Here is an 18,162-nt window from a genome sequence, read left to right as displayed (position 1 = left end):
AAAAGCAATCACATAATGTAAATTATGGAACCCGCAGGTCTATGTTGAGGCAACAAATCGCTTTAATTTGATTCCAGCCCTGAGAATGTACGGAGGAATTGCTAGTGAATAGTGACCACAGTTTAATCGCAAAACATTCGGATTTACGCCAGCATTATTCAGACTTTCCAACAGAGCATTTGACAATTCTGGCAGTACAACCTTGTCTCTTTTTGCCAAAACAATCTGTATATCCAAATCGGGACGAGCAAGACTGTAGGCGTAATTTCCCAGATCGAGCGGTGCCCAAGCCCTATGCAGATGAGACAGGTCTATTGTAGGCTCAAAGCTTTCGCGTATGGCTCGCGTTGCACGCCCAGTCCAAACCATCCCGGCCAGACTACCAGCTGTGAGAAACAGCGAAGCTTTCGAAACGTTGGTATCATGGGCTGCTACCAACCCTGCGACCCATGAACCGAGGCTCATTCCGAGTACGGAAATTTCTCGATACCCTTCGCTTTTCAGCCAGCGGATGAGCTTCTGTCCATCCCACACGGCCTGTCGTAGCGACTGAATCGTTCGGCCGAGATTGGCGCTAAGCATATAATCGGCGTATTCGGCCCCCGGACGGCTCCGCTCGAAATGATAAGGCATAGCGATCTCGACGACCGTAATGCCTCTTTTCGACAAGTAACTTGCTATCTGACGGTTGCGGGACCGTGCATTCCAATGATGAAAAATCACGAGTGCTTTGTCCCGCGAGCCGCTATCGGTTATCTTGGACCAGACCAGGTTATTTTCCTCAACGTCTGTCAAAATGTCAGATGGAAATTTGAGAAAATCGCCTGCCCGCTCGAAATCAATATCGTTGCCGAATGGCGCTCTGAAGAACGATGGCGTAGCGGCAGCCTGCATGCCTAGCTGGCAGAATTCCTCGATATTGGTAACATTGTCAGCGTCCGGAAACGCACGTTTTGCGTCCAGAGTAACGGCTGTTGCTTTTTTAGCATCTTCTCCGCGTCGTGCCCGTTTCTCATCCCATTGATCAAGCCAAGTATGAAACACTTTGATTACTTACCTCACTCGCACGCCGGGGCCCAAAGCCGGATCAAATAAGCCATAAATAGCGATTAAGAGCCCGGCAAACATCAGCACCGTAAAGCCGAAAAACGCGTCGATAGATAAATAGCTTGCGAATAGAAGCACCACAACCGCGGTCATTTTCCACAATGACACTTTGAAATGACTTCCGGCCCCTGCGCGAATCACTCCATATAAAAAGACAAAACTGGTCGATATGGCGATAAGCAGGCTGCTGTAGTGCGTAGGCATTCTATAGCTAAAGCGGCTCTGAGCCTCTGGACGCTCGTATAAGATCGATGAAAGATCGCTAATTACCCAGGCAACGACACTCGTGCCATTTGAGGCCAGATAAGAGCTTTGCAGCTTCATAACGGTAGCGATCAGCAAGCCTAAGACCGTGCAGCGGAATACCCACCGCATGACCCAAAAATCAGTCTCGCTTGGATTGCTCCAGCCCGGGTTGGTCTGCAATTTTGCAGCCTCGCGGATTCTCGATAAGTCATTGATGACCGAATAAATCAGGATGAGACCGGCGAAAAATAGATAAAAGGATAGGCTCATATACAAGTAGGCGAAAGCTGTAAAAATGATCGCAGCAGGTCTCGTTACGATTTCAGGCCGGACTATCGCGATTGTGCCCCAATCGGTTGCGTAATTTCCTCCTCCATCAATAAGGGGGACCAGACAAACGCCGATCCACTGGAACACACCGGCAAATAGCAAACAAATCAGGAAGACTGCCCAAAACGAACCCGATGAGGCGTCGATAATATGTCGCCATGCGCGGTCGCTGTCCTCGGGCGCGCCATCGAAAAGCCGACGACGTTCTTCGTGCTTCCACGAATGCACCAGTTCGGAAACGAAGGCCAGGAAGACCGGAAGAAACACCATGAACACGAGGGTCCAGTTCGCCGCCCAAAGGAATCCGACCTGCTTGATCACGCCATCCGATCGGGTGAATGTTACGTTGTGAATGCCAATGATGTACGAAATGAACCCGAGAGCCGACATTCCAGCAAAAACCGAGGCAGACAGATTCAGAGGAGACCCCTCAACGAAAAGCTTCTCTGACCATCTAGTCAGATTCCATCGCTTACCATCGTTATCGCTTGCGGAGTCCGATGTTGCAATTAGGGCTTCTACTTGGGCTGGCTCCGACGGTTCGGCTGTTTCAGTCTTCTTCTGCTCACGTCTTTTGGCGACAAGCCGAGAGTGTGCAGCGCTGAGTTCCATACTCCATTCGCTTGTAGCAACCGTATCACCACAACTTAAAACTCTTGCCAGCAACCCGATGTTGGTCGTGCTTATGCCTTTTTCATTCTCTTGAAACCAGAGCTGAACCGTTCGAAGATCGACGCCAATCCGCTTAGGATCTACATGCGTTATGGCCTCCGCAAGAAGCTCTGGGGTCCATGGACCTGCCGTATGACCGTCGGATCCTAGCGGGCGACCAGCACCGGCGGCGACAATGCGCTTGAACAATTCCTTGAAATCGCTCCCATCGTTCGGTGGAACGAAAAAAAACTTTCCGTTTTTTATCAATCTCTTACCGGCTCAAATTTCGTTGCGTTTCACTTCGTTTCGTATCCTAGCGTGCAAGATACCTTAATCAACGTTTTTATCATTTTAATTTTGGGATGGCTGTTTCGTCAGAAATTGGTGCATGGAGGCAAGAAACTGAGCATCGAACAGTAAGAAGCATCCGATCTTCATGTGAGTGTGCTTCATGCTGCTATCAACTACGCGTCAGTTTTGAGAATTGCACTTATGAGCGTCACCCATCTTCTGAAAATGACTTTCGGAGGCAATTATGGATGCAATTGGGAATGCGATCAGTTGGGAGAACGAAAGCGACGGCGTTCAAGAATGTAACGCTGGCCCAACGAAACGACTGCTGAAACTATCGTCTCTGGGTGACGATCCGCGCCGGATCGTTGATTATGAGCCGCAAGATGTGAATGACGCCATAGGAAAACTGGTTATTCTCGCCGCATCTCTGATCTCCGGGCGGATTACGCTCGCACAGGGCGAAATGGCATCAGTTTTGAAAAGCGTCGATAAGAATATTTGATTGCTTTGGAAGCCCGCTAGCGGGCTTCATCTATTTGCGGTCTGTCGCAATCCATTTGCCGGATGATTGATCTTTGGCAAATCCAACCGTCCTCGCAATAGTTTGTGCTGACGGATTTTTTTTGACGTTGGTAACGCACTCGACCATGCCGTTGGCACCGTCAACAGGCCAACAATTCGCTAGTGAGACGGAAAGCATTTCAAGTTCACTCCTATCCCACAATAGCGGATTTTTTTCTTCCAGCTTCCTCACGGCAAGCAATGCTTCAGCTTGAGTTGGCACATCGAGCTTGGCGCTCGCCGCTGGCTCATCGGGAACGGGACAAAGTGTAGGGTCGGCCTTGATCGCTGCAACGATATCGGCTTTTGCAATGGCTGTTGCGTTGCTCGAAGCGTTGGAGACTACAAACCAAGTACCGCCCGCGCCAACAGCGATGCCGGCGCTTGCTGCCAGTGCGAGAAGTGCGTTCTGATTCATTAGAGCTCCTTAAAGTTTCAAATTGAACCAATAGCGCCCCTTCAAACCTTGATAATCGGGAATGTCGAAAAAGTAAGGGTCTTTTCGCATTGGACGGGCAATGGAGACGACCTTTCGACAACTATTTCCGCGATCCGAGTTGCCAATGTCTCTATATTGAACATCCTTGTACTGCTGAAGCTCTTTGTTCTGTTCCCTGATCTTGTTGGTGCAGGTGTTGATTGTCTTTTCGCAGCGGTTGGACAGCTTTGCGCCGCGATCACTCATATTGCTGGCTTCCTTGAATCCAGATGGGCAATCCTCGTAAGGCTGATATCCGGGTTTGCCAGACTTAGCTTCATGGCAAATGGGCCATGAGAAACCCGGTTTTGCCATGGCCTTGATCAACTTGGTCATTGGCGGAACGCAATAAGGGACACCATGCCACGAGGGATTTGATGATGCTGCGCACAACAGGACCTGGCAGCCCCAAGATGGCGTCCCTCCCGTGTCCTGCGCTATTGCAGCGGATGGCATCACGGCGATAGTGCCAAGGCCAGCGAGTGCAAACAGAAACTGCTTCATTTCAGGTCATCCTCATATTGTAGCGGTTGAAACCAACCCGGTAGGCAACATGTCTCGGGCGTGAAATGGGGACCGTGTGATGAGATCTCCGGCCGCGTAGCTGCATAGTGCGATAAGTGTGAACGCGGAAAACCATTAGATTCCAATGCGATAGACCAGGAGCTGATTTGGAATATCGCGGCATACCGCTGGATAGGCAAAGACGCCGATCAAGAACGCATCGAACGACATTTGCCGTTGTTCGTGGAAAAACAGCGATACGGTGAGGAATAGGGCCGCGATTATGCCGTGGACCCACCAGATTTTCGACGACGGGATGATAAGCAAAAACGATAGCAGGATGGCCAGCAACAAGCAGGCCATAGGATCGCGCGCGAAATTGAGCGCAATATGAGCGATTTCCGACAACTATCGGTCTGTCCTTCTTGGTTTTCTGCGCGCGTTGGCAAACGGGGGAGAGATTTCGCTTTTGCGCTCTACGAGTAGGTTGAAATCCGCGATAGGCTGACGATCGAGCGTTTTGTCGACGGCCTTGCGCCGCCACTCATTCATATCCAGAACATAGGTCGCCCACATGCCATATCGCGCCGACATGGCGGTACGCTGATAGCCTATATATTGAGGGTGGCTGAGGTAGGGTGAATCCACCCTCGCCCAACCCACACGAAGCATTTCGAGAGCTAGGTCGCGTCCCCGCGATGTGCATCTCGCTCGCGCCATGCCTTCAGCATCATAGCCGACGACACCGCAGGAGACGGCGGACGCCCCGATCGCTCTTTTGAGCCAAGCTTTTGCAAAGGGGCCACAGGGTACAGGCGGCGGTGCTTTCGTGACGTCCCTGTTCGTCCATTTCGGATCAAGCGCCCATTGAGGCAATTCGCACGCGTCAATGTCCGCGAGCCGAACTCGTTGGGCATAAGTGGGAAACCAGAGGGTCCGACCATCAATAACCGCGACACGACCCTTGAAGATTGGAAGCGGTACCGGCTGGCTAGGTTGAACCGATACGCTGGCAGCTGGCGCGCGTTTAATAGCATCAGCTGCGAATGCTGGTGTCGATGCGACGGCAAATGACATTGCTACGATCAGATATTTCATTGTTGGGCATTCCTCGTCCGTTCGTTTGCCGATTTGCTCAACAGGATGGCAGGATGCTGAACGTCTTCGAATTGCCAGAGGCCTGCCCGCTTCTCACGAGCTTCCTGTTCGGCCACTGCGTATGCTGGATAGTAGGGAAGCCCGTCAGCCTTCAGCGCGGCAAAGGCATAGCCGCTCGTAATCAACACCGTCGATAAATCGAGGCGATTTCCGCCGATTGTCGCGTAGCAAACGACATAGGAAGTATCGGCAGTTTGCGCTACGGGAGCGCACACCGGTTTGGTGTCTTTGATATAAGCCGCGAATACGGCAAGCGAAGCCTCGCCGCAGTCCTTCTTTCTTCCGGTCGTATCAGTGAAAGCAGTTCCCCGAAGGCATGACTGAACACCATAGAGACGATAGCGCTGACCTTCAGAGACCCACGTATCCCCAGATTCCAAAGTAACGCCCGGCTGGAGGTCGAAATATCCCTCCGGCGCGGCAAAAGCCGTTGGCGAGAAAAGGACCACACATAGCGACATTAAGGCTGACTTCATTGGGCCTTCACCCGCGGATCGGCCCACATCCCATAAGAGCCGTCTTCTCCGATCTTCTGCGCCTTCTCCAGATCGGGACGCTCTAGCTTCCCGTCTTTCGATTTCGCAATGCGGAGCGCGCCGAGAGAGAGCATTTGCTCTTCGAGCATATCAACGGTGTCCAGGCTTCCGGGGTAATTGTAATAGCCGTAGCACGTCACATTTTGTTTGGGCGCGCTCTCTTCACTTACAAATGCCCGACAAAAGAGAACCTTCGGCGACTGCAACATGATCTGCAACTGCTGCTTGGCGTAGTCAGAGCAAGAACCAGCAAAATCATCCTTGCGGTTCACCATTTCGCCTTTGCAGGCTTCTAGCCCGTACAGATTCAGAAGGGTCTTATCATCAACCCGAAATTCGGTCGGTGAAGTTGCCTTATAGCCCGAGGCGGATGCAAACCCCTTCCGAGCCGTAACTTTTCCGTCTCCGTCATAATACTCAATGACAAGCACGGTCTTACCCGGCGATGCCAGCGACTTGATGTAATCCTTGTTGATTGCAGGCGCGGCGATTGCGGCTGTTGCCAACATACAACTGCTCATTGCGATTGCGATGGTTCTCTTCATTTTCCAGCCCTTACCGTATTGCTTATTCATTTTCCATGTTCATAGGGGGTTTATGATTTGCGAAAAAGCATGTATCACTTAGCCAAATCGGTATCATGCTATTATGAACTTAATCGGTTTTCGCTGCAACCTCAACAGCGCATGTGAGGTCTGCGACAGGAGCTAAGGGGCTAGAATGGAGAGGCTTTCAATCAAAGCGCTATTGCTAAGCGCCACATTGTTCATCCCGTTCGGGATTGCCGCCACTTGCGCAGAAGAAAAAGGCGCAATTGCGCCATTCGCGCAAGATGGCGACGGCGAGGCCGCAACTCACAACGCATCCGGATCACGCTCGGACTTGACCGTATTCAACCGCCGCTGGACAAGCGAAAGCAAAGAATTTGTTGTGGGCTCTGATGGCATCGTTTCCGCGGAGGATAAAAGTGGAAACGGCACTAATACGAATAACCATTTTGGCAATTTATTCGGCACTGTTTTAGCCACTGGCTCCCTATCTAATATTACCAATCCAGTTATCTCGTTTCAGAATGAATCTACCCGTTTAGGCGATTTGCCTTCGTCTAAGCAGGCAGCTGTATCCACTCCCGAATGCGGCCCCTCCCCGCTAACACCAGAGGAAATCAAAACTCTGGTCGAACAGGCCGCTCGCCGACATCAAGTTGATGCTCTGTTTGCTACCGCCATCACTTGGGCAGAAAGCCAGTTCGATCGTTCCCGCAATTCAGACAAAGGCGCACGCGGGCCGATGCAGCTCATGCCGGGAACCGCTGAGCGCTTCGACGTCCGCGACGTCTGTGATCCGGCGTCAAATATTGAAGGCGGCGTTAAGTATCTCCGGGTGCTTTTGGACGAGTTCCAAAACCCCCTGCTTGTTGCCGCCGCTTATAACGCAGGCGAAGGCCGCATCTATGAGTACGGCGGCGTTCCACCGTTCAGGGAAACCATCGGATACGTCGCAAAGGTCGTCAATTACCAGCTTGGCGTAACTATGCCAGCGCCGAAAAAGAAGCTCGTTGGTGGTAGTCGGAGATCCTCGCCTGTCATGGCGAGCGAAACTCAATCCGGGGTCATTGCAGTCAAGAAAACCGGCACCTTCGTTGGTGGCGTGATGCATTTTTAAAGGAGAGAAGGATGATCAGCGAACAGAATAAGGCTTGGCATATCAGCGCTTCAAAGCTGGCAGCCTGCCTTGGTTTGGTGGCTGCCGCGCAAATTGTCGGGGCGGATTTGGCGCTGGCACAGTCAGGCGGCGTTGGTGGTGCCTTCGCGCCCATTCAGACAGTATTTCAAGCTATCGTTGATTTCATCAGCGGCCCTATTGGTCGCCTGTTTGCAATCATCGCCGTGATGGCGTTGGGCTTTCTCGCATTTGCTGGCCGACTGTCTTGGTTTTTTGCTGGCGGTGTGATCCTCGGGATCGGTCTTGTTTTCGGTGCTCCATCAATCGTCGACGAGCTGATCAGCACAGTTGGAAACTAGCGATGGCTGAGTACGAGGATGTAAAGCCGCAGCTGACCCCGTTGGTAATCGGGTTAACCCGATCTCCCACCATGTGGGGTGTCCCGTATATGGCAGTAGTCGTCGTTATCGGCATCACAATCATAGCATGGCTGGTCAGCAAGTCGTTCTGGATCCTGCTCCTGGCCCCGATCAGCTATGTGGTTCTGTTCTCCCTTTGCGCTTGGGACAACAAAATTCTCGATGTTGTTGAAGTCACCGCGCGCAAAACGCCTCGCACACGCAACAAGTCCTTCTGGGGAACAAATTCGTACGGACCTTAGCTAATGTTGAAAGTCGTCAGAGAAGAACTCGGATTTGGCAAGGTCGCTCATAATGAGCGGCCTATGGCTTCGCATATCCCATATCTGAGGCATATGTCGGATACAGTGATCGGCTTGGAAAACGGCGCTCTCTTGTCGGTCATCAAACTCGACGGCCTCTTTTTCCAAACCGAAGATCAAGCCGAACTCAACATGCGCTCGAATGTTCAGAATACGATCATTCGAGCGCTTGGATCGAGCCGTTTTTCTGTCTGGTCGACTGTTATTCGCCGACAGGTCGATTCCGAAATTGGTGGCGCTTTCGATGACCCGTTTTGCGATCAACTAAACAGCCGATATATGAGCCAGTTGCGTCATAAACGCATGTTCGCCAACGAAATTTACCTCTCCATCGTGCGAACCAATATGCGCGGCGCCCTCGGTCTCAGCGACGTAGTAAGCCGTGCTTTCACGCGATCCGGCGGGGCTGAGGTTCGAGATCAGCAAACGCGGGAAATAGTGACCGAGCTCGAAGAGCTCGTCGCCAACATGACCCGTGAGCTGCAAAAGTATGGCGCACGCGAGCTTGGCATCACCTATCGCAATGGGGAGCCATACTCTGAACCGTGCGAATTCATCAACACAATCCTGACCTGCGGTGTACCGCGCAAAATGCGACTGCCGCGGATGGGGATTCGAAATTACGTCGGAGCGTCACGCCTGCATTTCGGCAAGCGAGCAATGCAGACACAAGCCGCCGTCGATGAAGACAATCGCTTTGGCGCAATGCTCTCCATAAAGGAATATCCGCCGTACACCGGTCCGGGAATGCTGGACGGTCTGCTGCAGGTAAATCACGAGTTTATACTGACGCAAAGCTTCACAATCTCGGACAAGCCGATTGCGCAAGAGCGTATTACCCGGCTTCAGCGCCAGATTGCCGCGTCGGATGAATCCGGCAGCGCGGTCGAAAGCGATATCGATTTCGCTCTGAACAGTCTCATGAACCAGGAGGCTGTTTTTGGCATCCACCATTTCTCTTTGCTTTGCCTCTCTCGCGACCTTGATGGTTTGAGCAAGGCAGTTTCCGAACTCGGTAGTTGCCTGACCGATATGAACATCAACTGGCTTCGGGAAGATATGAACCTCGAAGCGTCGTTCTGGGCGCAATTGCCCGGCAATCACAGCTATCGTGCACGAAAGGCCATGCTGTCATCGGCAAATTTCTCCGGCCTGTCATCGATGCATAATTTCGCGACCGGGCAATCGGACAATCTGCATTGGGGCTTGCCGATCACGATACTCGAAACCACCTCGCAAACCCCGTATTGGTTCAATTTTCACCGTCGTGATATCGGCCATTTTTTGGTCACCGGGCCAACTGGCTCCGGCAAGACCGTTGCCCTGACATTCCTGCTGGCTCAGGCAATGCGTGTTACTCCAACGCCGAAGGCTGTGTTTTTTGACAAGGACAGGGGCGCTGAAATCTTCGTACGGGCCATGGGCGGAGCATACGAAGTCCTCTCGCCGGGAACGCCGACTGGTTTCAACCCGCTTCAGCTGGAAAACTCCGGCCCTAATCGTGATTTTCTGCTTCGCCTTTTGAAGTCAATGTTGCGTTCAAGCGATCACCGCGACTTCAGCCAGGAGGACGCAGATACGCTGGAACGGGCGATTGCCCGTATCATGCAAGAGCCTGCAGCGCAGCGCAACTTGCCAAACCTGTCAGGCTTGCTTGTAGGACGTTCGCGTGCGGATGCGAACGACCTGGCGTCAAGGCTGCGTCCTTGGATCGACGGCGAAAAGGCCTGGCTCTTCAACGCCCACCATGACGTGCTGTCGTTCTCGGGACGCAGTGTTTTCGGCTTCGATATGACAAGAATTCTCGGCAACGAGGATATCCGGACGCCCGCATTAATGTACCTTTATCATCGTCTCGATGAGCTTCTGAACGGCGATCCTGTCATGTTCTTCATGGACGAAGGCTGGCAGCTGCTTATGGATGAAACGTTCAGTCATTTCATCATCGACAAGATGAAAACCATTCGTAAGCTCAACGGCATTGTAGGCTTCGGAACGCAATCAGCCGCCGATATTGCCAAGGCTAAGGCTTCTCACACCCTTATTGAGCAATCGGCCACGAATATTCATTTCCCGAACCCGCGTGCTGACGAAGAGAGCTACATCAAACGCTTTGGATTGAGCGTTAAAGAATTCAATTTCATCAAAAACACTCCGCCTGAAAAGCGCACGTTTCTCGTCAAGCACGGGAATGACTCGGTCATTGCCCGTCTCGATCTCTCGAAAATGCCTGATCTCGTCAAAGTGCTCTCGGGTCGAAAAGAGACCGTCGAAGAATGTGCTGCGCTGCGGGAACGATACGGCGATGAGCCTCAAAGCTGGTTGGCTGAATTCTGCGGATGGGAGAGGAATGATGCATAAGAAAGCTGCTCTATGCATATTTTTGGCGTCAGCAACCATGCCATTGTCGGCGTGGGCTGGTGGCGTTCCTGTCATTGACGGATCTAATTTGTCCGAACGAACGGTACGGGATCAAAAAACATCGGAAATCGAGAAGACGGACAAAGACCGGTTTTCCCTCAACAAGAGCGTAACATGTGCGCTCTACCGACCGGGGCGCAAGGACGATCCCGTTGCAGCCGCCAAAGCCAATCCGGAAATTTCCGGGTTGGTCAAACGAGTGGCACGCGAAGAGGGCGTAGACGAAAATCTGTTTCTAGGGCTCGTTTATCAGGAAAGCCGCTTTAATCCCTGCGCGAGATCAGGTGCTGGCGCGATTGGCTTGGCGCAGCTGATGCCGGATACTGCCAAAGAATTAGGCGTAAATCCGCATAATATTGAACAGAATCTACGCGGAGGCGCTCGGTATCTGAAACAGCAGCTCAAGCGATATAACGGCAACGCTAACCACGCTCTTGCCGCCTACAATGCTGGTGCGGGCAACGTTAAAAAATACGGCGGCATTCCACCGTTCAAAGAAACGCAGGGGTATGTCCGGAATATCACGCAAAAATGGACACCGGCGTTCGGTGGGTCAAAAGACCTGCCCATGAACTATGGTGGCGGTGATACCGCATATTCCAGTATGCGGGATTCGACCATCATTTCGATGGCAACGACGCAAGCAACACAGGAAAGTTCCGCCAACGTCGCCTCATGGCTCACCCAGCTCGGCGGTGTGCAGTCCGACACCATTCAAGACAGCTGGGATCACAACGCTGGCGCTCGAAATACAAATCTCGAAATGGTCAACCAGGTGATTGTCCTCAGCAATTCGTTTGCCCACCTGCTCAACAGCCGCAATGCAGTTTCAGCCAGTGGCATTTCGGGCGCATCTCAATCGGCTTCGTTCAAGAAGAAAGACGACAAGCCGCGAGAAACGACCGGCGTCTGCGATCCCCGTACCGGTCTCGAATGGAATGCTGAAGAAAAAGCCTGCGTTCAAAAACGTGAACGCGAGGCGAACATCAAACTCAACCTTGATCCTCAATAAGGGAGACTAACAATGAAACGACAGATCATTTCGGCGTCAGCGATTGCCGTGGCTCTAGCATCGTTCGCTCCCATGGCGGCTTTTGCAGGTGGCGTCCCTGTCATCGACGCTGCCAATTATGAAGTGGCCAAGCAAACCTCGGTTACGACCGACAAGATCCTCGGGACAAACAAGGAAATCCTGACGACGGTCGAGGAGACATTGAAGGCCGTTACCGGTGATCGCGGCGGCGATGCGAACCAGATGCAAAACCTGGCCGTCGGGAATGGCTTTAGCGTATCATCAATGCCCTCTTTCGACAGCCTTATGTCCGGCGGGGTGCCAAATTTTGGCAGCATGGGCGGTGACATCGCCAAGGTCGCGTCCACTTTCATCAACGGGCTTCAGCTCGTTAAGAACCTGTCGGGGCAAGCAAATAGCAGCTTTAGCGGAGACAAGTCCTATGAACAGATGGTCAACACTGTGCTTGGTGTCGCCGCACTCGTAAATGGTTCGCAACAGGCGGTAACGACGCGCCGAAGCGCTTTTGAACAGGCCGGGCAGAGTATCGGTCAGGCAAAGGACATTAAAGGTTCCATCGACCAAAACACGCAGCTGCAAGTCCAAGCAGGATTGACCATCAATGAACTGATCGGCGTGATGAACGGTGCCGTGTCGTCATTACAGGCCGATAATCAGCGCCGCCTCACCGACATTTCCAATTCCAAGAAGGTGTTGACGTACAGTGCAAACTAACATCGCTAACAGCTTCCTGAAGTGTTTTATCTTTGCCGCCATTGCAGCCGCCGTTGCCGGCTGCGGAACGATCAAGGAAAAGACTGCTCCTTGCAAACGTCCCGCAAATCTCACGTCATTTGCCGAAGACATTCGGCAAGACTGTGGACCTATGGCCTTTGTTAATGGCGATCCAGCGACCGCCATTGCTGCGATCAATTCGATAGCAACGGAATAATCGGGGGCCGCTATGCATGATTTCTTGAGCGATCTTTTGGAGAGAATTGATAGTTCCGGCGAGAATTTTTCATCGCAGGCTTACAATATTATTGGCTCTGAAATCACGCCGCTGCTCAAGGTGATGTTCATCGCCTATGTTGGATATTACGGTATCCAGGTAATAATGGGGACTTCGCGGATTAGCGTGGGTGAAATTATTACACGCATATTCCGCATGGTCTTCATTCTGGCATTGATCAGCAACTGGGGATATTTCAACGATTTTTTCTACAAGTGGCTGAACAATACTCCTGAAGATGTAGGTCGCGCCATCCTGACCGCCACCGGAACGGGAATTACTGAACCGACAAATGGACTTTCTATGATATGGAAGACTGCAAACGAGGCGGCTTCGGCGTTTGCAGAGCAATCGGGCTATTTTTCAGTTTTGCCTTCTATGGTGGGCTTTCTCATCATGGCCTGCGTGGCAATCTTCATCGCTGTTGCTCTCGCAATACTTGTGCTTGCCAAGGTGATGCTATGGGTCCTGATCGGGACCGCACCTATCTTTATCGCCTGCATGTTGTTTGAACAATCGCGTAGCCTTGGGCAGGCGTGGTTCCAACAAGTTCTTCTATATGCACTGATCCCGTTATTCGTATTTGTCGTCGCCGCTTTCCTTATCGCCGCAATGGACCCTGAACTGACGAAGGTATCCGCTGCCGCTATAGAGCGACGCCTTACGCTGAGTGATATTTCAGCCTTCCTTCTGCTTTGTTTCGCAGGCGCTTTTGTGCTGTTGAACATCCAGGTCCTTGCTCAGGGCATCGCAGGTGGTCTTGCCATTGGTATTGGCGCAGCCGCGACACGAATTGCAGGCATGACAGGTGTCACCGCTCCAACGCAGATTGCACGAGCTGGCTTCAAGGGGATCGGTGCGAGTTATCGCGGCGGAAGGTCGCTCTACAATCGTTTTGGAAGCGGCAGCGGTGGAGGTTCGATTTCCCCTACAAGCCAGGGCGCGAAAGAAGCAATGCAAAACCGAATAAGCAGCAACAGCCTGCCTCGCTGATGCTGCAGGTTCATAAGAGGTAAAGGGCCAGATCATGACTGATTCCAAAGAAGCTGCATTGAGAATTTATTTTCAAGACGGTGATCGTTGGGAGAACGAAATTGTCAGGAAAGCAAAACGTTCAAAGGCCGTGGCATGGTTCCTAACCATCATATTCGGGCTCGTCGCGCTTTTCGCATTACTCGCGCTCGTTATGCTGGTTCCGCTAAAATCTTTCGAGCCTGTGATTGTCGTCGTAGACAAGGCTACCGGCTACATCGAAACCAAAAGCGGATTGACAAAAGCACAAGATCTGACGGATTCACGCGCAATCACCCAAGCCAACGTTGTTCGGTATATCAGGACACGTGAAGGCTATGATCCTTACGCGATCGATACAAACTTTGGCACGGCGGCACTGTTGTCGACAGGTGATGCAGCTCGCGAGTTGCAAGAGCAATACAGCGCTGCGAATCCGAACAATCCGGCGAAGGTCTACGGGAAAAACAAGCGTGTGCTTGTCAATGTGAAGTCTGTCACCTTCCCCAATGTCTCCACCGCACTTGTTCGTTTCTCAACCACTGAAAAGTCCGATACCGATGCCATCACCAGACACTACATAGGTGTCGTGCGCTATCGCTACACGGACGAACCCGCCACAAACGAATGGCGGTTTGAAAATCCCCTCGGCTTCCAAGTTTACAATTACCGGCGTGATCAGGAAACCGTCACGGAAGGGAGCAAGGGATGAAAAACCGCTTCCTAATTGCGGCGGCATTCTCCACCGTCCTCCTTTCGCACGCCCACGCAGTACAGACACCAAGGGCTGGATCGCTCGATTCACGTGTTACCAGTGTTGTCTACCAGCCAAACAATGTCGTCAAAATCTCCGCGACGTATGGCATATCGACAATGATCATCTTCGATGAGGATGAAAAGTTTGAGACGATTTCACTCGGCGATACAGAGAGCTGGCAGGTCGCTCCAACCGAAAAAGGCAACATTCTGTTTGTGAAACCGACGGCGAAGAACGTCGTCACAAACATGAACGTTGTCACAACCAAGCGCATCTATTTTCTGGAGCTGCACGACTATGCCCCGGATGCTGGCAAAAAGGTCTTTGGCGTCCGTTTCATTTACCCCGAGAAGGATTTGAATGCAGCGATGCGCAAAGAGGCTGAATATCGCGCTGCCAACCCGAATATCTCTAAAATCGACAAGGCAAACGTCAATATCGACTATTCATTTACGGGAGATACAAAACTGAAGCCGTCAATGGTTTTCGATGACGGCAAGAAAACCTTCTTCAAATTCACTGGTCGGACGCCAGCAATCTTTGCTGGCGTCACGACACGAAAGTGTTGGATCTGTCCGACTTTTGAGAACGTATGGTGATCACGCTGCGAGGATAGATGTTTCGCGCCGCAATGGCCTGAGATCAACGCCGTCTGTTGGGGTCCAGATGTAATCGCCGGTGAGACTGATGTGCTGCCAGCCGAGTGGGGTAATGTGTTTGATGATGTCAAGCGGCGTGGGAATGCCCTCGCGGTTGAGCTCGGCGAACGCCGGTTCGAGATAGAGTGTGTTCCAGTAGACGATGGCGTTGATTAGCAGGTTCAGTCCAGATGCTCGGTAGAACTGGCTCTCGAAAGTCCGGTCGCGCAATTCTCCGAGGCGATTGAAGAACAGTGCGCGGGCCAAGGTGTTCTGGGATTCGCTCTTGTTGAGGCCGGCCGTCGCGTTCCTGCGCATTTCGGGGTTCTGCCACCACTGGGGCAGAAAGATGGACCGATTGATGCGACCGAGATCGCGTAGCGCCAACGCCAGTCCGTTCTGGCGTGGGAATGCGGACAGCTTTGCCAACAGGGTCGAAGGCCGAACCTGCCCGGAACGGATCGTCGTGACCAGCCGCAGGATGTCGTTCCAGTTTGCCTTGATCCGCTCGACGTTGATGTGCTCGCCAACGAGCGGCGCCAGGTTTTCGGGAGGCGCGTCGCCCGGGAAGAGATAGAGCTTGCGATCCTTGAGACCGCGCAGCCGAGGCACAATCTGGAAACCAACGAGATGGCAAAGGGCGAAGCTCATATCGCTTACCCCGCCGGTATCGACATAGTGGGTTTCGATGGCGAGATCGCTGCCATGATAGAGCAGTCCATCGAGGACATAGATGGCTTCGCTCGCATTGGCATTCATGGCGATGATGTAGAAAGCGCCGTACTGGTCAGAGGTGAACCGGTAGAATTTGGCGCCGGGGTTGGGACCATAGCGGCCGTTGAGGTCGCCGATCGCCTCGGCGTGTCCGCCCGCCGGAAAATACTGGCCATCGGAGGATGACGTTGTTCCATCGCCCCACAAGCTTGCCAGAGGCAATTGCCTCTGGGCGTTGACGAGAATGGCGTGCGCGGCCGTGTAACCTTCCTCGCGAATATGCCAGTCGTGCGCCCAGGCGAGTTGGCGCATCGTAATGCCGGGGGAAACGTCCGCCATTCTCGTGAGACCGAGATTGATGCCGTCCGCCAGGATGGCGGTGAGGAGCGCAAGCTTGTTGTCGGCCGTCCGACCGCTGCGCAAATGGGTAAAGGCGTTCGAAAATTCCGTTCGGGCGTCAACCTCGAGCAAAAGGTCAGTGATGCGGATCGCAGGCAGACGGCTTTCCACCTTTAGCTTCAGCGACTTGGCGATATCCGGAAACATAGCCTTGTGCGGCGTGACGCTAAACCCCGCCCCGGTCAGTTCTACATCGTCGAGCTCGCCGGCTGCGGCCAGACGCGAGAGGTCAGCCAGTCCATCGTTCAGCAGCTGGCGCTGTTGGCGAAGATAAGTCTCGACATCGGTATCAACGGCGATTGGAAGCGCTCCTTCCTCACGCATCAGCTCGAATGTCGGCGTGGGAATGAGAAAGCTTTCGAAAGACTGGAAGCGTTTGGCTCCTTCCACCCAGATATCGCCCGCATCGAGCCGGCGCTTCAATTCGCTGAAAAGGCAAAGCTCATAAGCCCTGCGATCAATCTTTCCATCTTTGAGTATGAGAGGCATCCAGCCCTTCGGCGCAAAGGAGATCGGTGCCTTGTCGGGTATGGTCCTTTTGCCCGTACGATATAGACCCGCGACCACGGATAGCGCCCGCAAGAGGTTCGCCGCCACTGCGTGACCGCGGAACACGAGAGTGGAGAGAAACTGTGGCGCCAGTTTCCTGATCGTCGGATAGCGCTGGAGCATTTCGATTTTACCGTCGATAACATCCGGCGCGATCAGCGTATCAACCGCCTGGACACTGGTTGCAAAAGCTGGCCATTGGATGACCAGATCAAGCGCTTTGGCCATGTCCTCACCCTTCTCTCTGGCCTTGATGATCGCATGGCAGACTTTTGAAACGTCCTTCAACGGCGTCTGCACTTCCCGAACGGATCGGGTGACGCGAGCAGCCGCCTGGTTATTGGCTCGCCGCGTCAGGATGCCCATGAGTTTCTTGAACATGTCGATCGCGCAATCGGTGAGATGGCGGGAAAGGTGGAGCACTGTTGCAGCCAGGACAGCATGTCGGCGTTCGGTGTTAAGGTCGCGCAGATGCTGCGCGCTCATTCGCGTCCCCTCTGCAGCAAATTCGTCAAAGACCTTGGCCGGAATTCGATCCATCAACGTCGTCGGCAGGTTCAGAGACCGGAGAAAACGAATGCGCTCGGCAATTCTGTCGAGGTTGACGGCGGCTGGCGACAATGCCGGCGTTCTCGCCCAGGCAAGAATGGTCACGCTTGTCCCCTCACGCGGATCGAGAAGCTTGTCCAGATCGAGCTTTTGGCCTTCTGAGATCCCGCCGGCCAAGGCCCGATGAGCAATACGAATGCCGCGCCTGATTGCCACATGAATGATGGCTTCGAGCGCTGGCCGCGCTGGCAAAAGAATTCTCCTGCGTCGCAGTTCTTCCACGACCATATCCGCCAATACATCGGCCTGGCGCAGGGTTTGCGCGGCAGGTGTCAGCCAGCCTGTGAGTGCCCGCACGTCCGAAGGCACAAACGGACGCATCTGCATTCTGTAGAAAAGCAGGGCCAGATGCTCGCGCCGCGTCTGTGGGCGCTCGAAATAACGATCGATCTCATGGTGATCGACGCCGATCTGCCGCGCCAGAAATCGTAAGACGCCAGCCGGCAGGACCTCGCCATCCGCAAGCGGTCGGCCAGGGTATCGTAGCGTGGCCAGAACACAGGCGAGGCCCAGTCTGTTCGAGGCCTTGTTCTGTCGCATGATCAGGTCGAGATCCGATCGATCCAGCGTGTAATGTTTGGCGATCTCCCTTTCGTTATCCGGGATGATCGTCGCCTGTTGCCACCATGCCTCGCTCAGTAATGCTCTTCGCGCCATTCTCTGATCTTCCCGTTTCGCCGCGGAGAGTGCAGCGAAACGGAAAATGCGTGTCCGACAAACGAACGTTTCGCGGCATCCACAGTTCTTGTCCGCAAACCTTGTCATGAAACGGCAAATCGGACAATG

Annotated in this window: 18 protein-coding genes and 2 pseudogenes; 11 read left to right on the top strand and 9 right to left on the bottom strand. The window is 53.1% G+C overall.

Going from position 1 to position 18,162, the window contains the following annotated elements:
- Positions 1-39 precede the first annotated feature (39 nt).
- The gene (locus MKS82_RS28435; RefSeq protein WP_240579596.1) at positions 40-1,044 is read right to left on the bottom strand and encodes an RcgR family putative quorum lactone hydrolase; all 1,005 of its coding nucleotides are present in this window, start codon (positions 1,042-1,044) and stop codon (positions 40-42) included.
- A pseudogene (locus tag MKS82_RS28430) lies at positions 1,025-2,604 on the bottom strand (RcgA family putative transporter). Before MKS82_RS28430 ends, MKS82_RS28435 begins: the two are co-directional and overlap by 20 nt.
- Positions 2,605-2,872: 268 nt before the next feature.
- On the opposite strand from MKS82_RS28430, the gene MKS82_RS28425 reads away from it, so the two are divergent.
- Positions 2,873-3,133: a hypothetical protein gene (locus MKS82_RS28425; protein WP_240579595.1), complete on the top strand. Its 261-nt coding sequence runs from the start codon at positions 2,873-2,875 to the stop codon at positions 3,131-3,133.
- Positions 3,134-3,163: 30 nt separating this feature from the next.
- Here the strand turns inward: MKS82_RS28425 and MKS82_RS28420 are convergent, their stop codons facing one another.
- The 6 genes from MKS82_RS28420 to MKS82_RS28395 form a co-directional block, all read right to left on the bottom strand.
- Complete coding sequence (locus MKS82_RS28420) at positions 3,164-3,610, bottom strand: hypothetical protein (RefSeq protein WP_240579594.1); 447 nt, start codon at positions 3,608-3,610, stop codon at positions 3,164-3,166.
- 9 nt (positions 3,611-3,619) lie between these two features.
- The gene (locus MKS82_RS28415; protein ID WP_094574638.1) at positions 3,620-4,174 is read right to left on the bottom strand and encodes a hypothetical protein; all 555 of its coding nucleotides are present in this window, start codon (positions 4,172-4,174) and stop codon (positions 3,620-3,622) included.
- 135 nt (positions 4,175-4,309) lie between these two features.
- Positions 4,310-4,582: a hypothetical protein gene (locus MKS82_RS28410; protein WP_235818717.1), complete on the bottom strand. Its 273-nt coding sequence runs from the start codon at positions 4,580-4,582 to the stop codon at positions 4,310-4,312.
- Complete coding sequence (locus tag MKS82_RS28405) at positions 4,583-5,272, bottom strand: thermonuclease family protein (RefSeq protein ID WP_094574640.1); 690 nt, start codon at positions 5,270-5,272, stop codon at positions 4,583-4,585. It lies immediately after the preceding gene.
- Positions 5,269-5,808 (bottom strand): thermonuclease family protein, encoded by a 540-nt coding sequence (locus MKS82_RS28400; RefSeq protein WP_094574642.1) that lies wholly within the window; start codon positions 5,806-5,808, stop codon positions 5,269-5,271. Before MKS82_RS28400 ends, MKS82_RS28405 begins: the two co-directional genes overlap by 4 nt.
- Positions 5,805-6,413, bottom strand: coding sequence for a hypothetical protein (locus MKS82_RS28395; RefSeq protein WP_094574644.1), 609 nt, complete (start codon positions 6,411-6,413; stop codon positions 5,805-5,807). Before MKS82_RS28395 ends, MKS82_RS28400 begins: the two co-directional genes overlap by 4 nt.
- Before the next feature lie 175 nt (positions 6,414-6,588).
- Here MKS82_RS28395 and MKS82_RS28390 point away from each other — a divergent pair, with 175 nt between their 5' ends.
- The 10 genes and pseudogenes from MKS82_RS28390 to MKS82_RS28345 form a co-directional block, all read left to right on the top strand.
- On the top strand, positions 6,589-7,533 hold the full coding sequence (locus MKS82_RS28390) for a transglycosylase SLT domain-containing protein (RefSeq protein ID WP_128095090.1): 945 nt from the start codon (positions 6,589-6,591) through the stop codon (positions 7,531-7,533).
- Between the two features lie 11 nt (positions 7,534-7,544).
- Positions 7,545-7,892: a TrbC/VirB2 family protein gene (locus MKS82_RS28385; protein ID WP_140905791.1), complete on the top strand. Its 348-nt coding sequence runs from the start codon at positions 7,545-7,547 to the stop codon at positions 7,890-7,892.
- 2 nt (positions 7,893-7,894) lie between these two features.
- Complete coding sequence (locus MKS82_RS28380; protein ID WP_128095088.1) at positions 7,895-8,194, top strand: type IV secretion system protein VirB3; 300 nt, start codon at positions 7,895-7,897, stop codon at positions 8,192-8,194.
- Between the two features lie 3 nt (positions 8,195-8,197).
- Positions 8,198-10,615 carry a VirB4 family type IV secretion/conjugal transfer ATPase gene (locus tag MKS82_RS28375; RefSeq protein ID WP_240579593.1) on the top strand — a complete coding sequence of 806 codons (2,418 nt, stop codon included), beginning with the start codon at positions 8,198-8,200 and terminating at the stop codon, positions 10,613-10,615.
- A complete protein-coding gene (locus MKS82_RS28370; protein WP_445558111.1) occupies positions 10,608-11,687 on the top strand; it encodes a lytic transglycosylase domain-containing protein in 1,080 nt (359 codons plus the stop codon). The genes MKS82_RS28375 and MKS82_RS28370 overlap by 8 nt, the downstream gene beginning before the upstream one ends.
- A 12-nt stretch (positions 11,688-11,699) precedes the next feature.
- A complete protein-coding gene (locus tag MKS82_RS28365; protein WP_240579592.1) occupies positions 11,700-12,422 on the top strand; it encodes a type IV secretion system protein in 723 nt (240 codons plus the stop codon).
- 1 nt (position 12,423) lies between these two features.
- Positions 12,424-12,639, top strand: coding sequence for a hypothetical protein (locus MKS82_RS28360; RefSeq protein ID WP_240579655.1), 216 nt, complete (start codon positions 12,424-12,426; stop codon positions 12,637-12,639).
- Between the two features lie 12 nt (positions 12,640-12,651).
- Positions 12,652-13,692 carry a type IV secretion system protein gene (locus MKS82_RS28355; protein WP_240579591.1) on the top strand — a complete coding sequence of 347 codons (1,041 nt, stop codon included), beginning with the start codon at positions 12,652-12,654 and terminating at the stop codon, positions 13,690-13,692.
- A gap of 34 nt (positions 13,693-13,726) precedes the next feature.
- The gene (locus tag MKS82_RS28350; protein ID WP_240579590.1) at positions 13,727-14,422 is read left to right on the top strand and encodes a virB8 family protein; all 696 of its coding nucleotides are present in this window, start codon (positions 13,727-13,729) and stop codon (positions 14,420-14,422) included.
- Positions 14,419-15,012: pseudogene (locus tag MKS82_RS28345) on the top strand (TrbG/VirB9 family P-type conjugative transfer protein); the annotation flags it as partial. The gene MKS82_RS28350 and the pseudogene MKS82_RS28345, both read left to right, overlap by 4 nt.
- 54 nt (positions 15,013-15,066) lie before the next feature.
- Here the strand turns inward: MKS82_RS28345 and MKS82_RS28340 are convergent.
- On the bottom strand, positions 15,067-18,033 hold the full coding sequence (locus MKS82_RS28340; protein ID WP_109614870.1) for a Tn3 family transposase: 2,967 nt from the start codon (positions 18,031-18,033) through the stop codon (positions 15,067-15,069).
- Positions 18,034-18,162 lie beyond the last annotated feature (129 nt).

The sequence above is a fragment of the Ochrobactrum sp. A-1 genome, from assembly GCF_022488005.1.
In the GTDB taxonomy this organism is placed as follows: Bacteria; Pseudomonadota; Alphaproteobacteria; order Rhizobiales; family Rhizobiaceae; genus Brucella.
This window is presented reverse-complemented; position numbering and strand designations above follow the sequence as displayed.

What these genes read in the sequence shown, in the direction of transcription:
- MKS82_RS28380 (WP_128095088.1), top strand. Translation starts at nt 7,895, where the DNA reads ATGGCTGAGTACGAGGATGTAAAGCCGCAGCTGACCCCGTTGGTAATC.
- MKS82_RS28385 (WP_140905791.1), top strand. Translation starts at nt 7,545, where the DNA reads ATGATCAGCGAACAGAATAAGGCTTGGCATATCAGCGCTTCAAAGCTG.
- MKS82_RS28405 (WP_094574640.1), bottom strand. Translation starts at nt 5,272, where the DNA reads ATGAAATATCTGATCGTAGCAATGTCATTTGCCGTCGCATCGACACCA.
- MKS82_RS28390 (WP_128095090.1), top strand. Translation starts at nt 6,589, where the DNA reads ATGGAGAGGCTTTCAATCAAAGCGCTATTGCTAAGCGCCACATTGTTC.
- MKS82_RS28395 (WP_094574644.1), bottom strand. Translation starts at nt 6,413, where the DNA reads ATGAAGAGAACCATCGCAATCGCAATGAGCAGTTGTATGTTGGCAACA.
- MKS82_RS28425 (WP_240579595.1), top strand. Translation starts at nt 2,873, where the DNA reads ATGGATGCAATTGGGAATGCGATCAGTTGGGAGAACGAAAGCGACGGC.
- MKS82_RS28420 (WP_240579594.1), bottom strand. Translation starts at nt 3,610, where the DNA reads ATGAATCAGAACGCACTTCTCGCACTGGCAGCAAGCGCCGGCATCGCT.
- MKS82_RS28415 (WP_094574638.1), bottom strand. Translation starts at nt 4,174, where the DNA reads ATGAAGCAGTTTCTGTTTGCACTCGCTGGCCTTGGCACTATCGCCGTG.
- MKS82_RS28400 (WP_094574642.1), bottom strand. Translation starts at nt 5,808, where the DNA reads ATGAAGTCAGCCTTAATGTCGCTATGTGTGGTCCTTTTCTCGCCAACG.
- MKS82_RS28375 (WP_240579593.1), top strand. Translation starts at nt 8,198, where the DNA reads ATGTTGAAAGTCGTCAGAGAAGAACTCGGATTTGGCAAGGTCGCTCAT.
- MKS82_RS28340 (WP_109614870.1), bottom strand. Translation starts at nt 18,033, where the DNA reads ATGGCGCGAAGAGCATTACTGAGCGAGGCATGGTGGCAACAGGCGACG.
- MKS82_RS28355 (WP_240579591.1), top strand. Translation starts at nt 12,652, where the DNA reads ATGCATGATTTCTTGAGCGATCTTTTGGAGAGAATTGATAGTTCCGGC.
- MKS82_RS28370 (WP_445558111.1), top strand. Translation starts at nt 10,608, where the DNA reads ATGCATAAGAAAGCTGCTCTATGCATATTTTTGGCGTCAGCAACCATG.
- MKS82_RS28350 (WP_240579590.1), top strand. Translation starts at nt 13,727, where the DNA reads ATGACTGATTCCAAAGAAGCTGCATTGAGAATTTATTTTCAAGACGGT.
- MKS82_RS28365 (WP_240579592.1), top strand. Translation starts at nt 11,700, where the DNA reads ATGAAACGACAGATCATTTCGGCGTCAGCGATTGCCGTGGCTCTAGCA.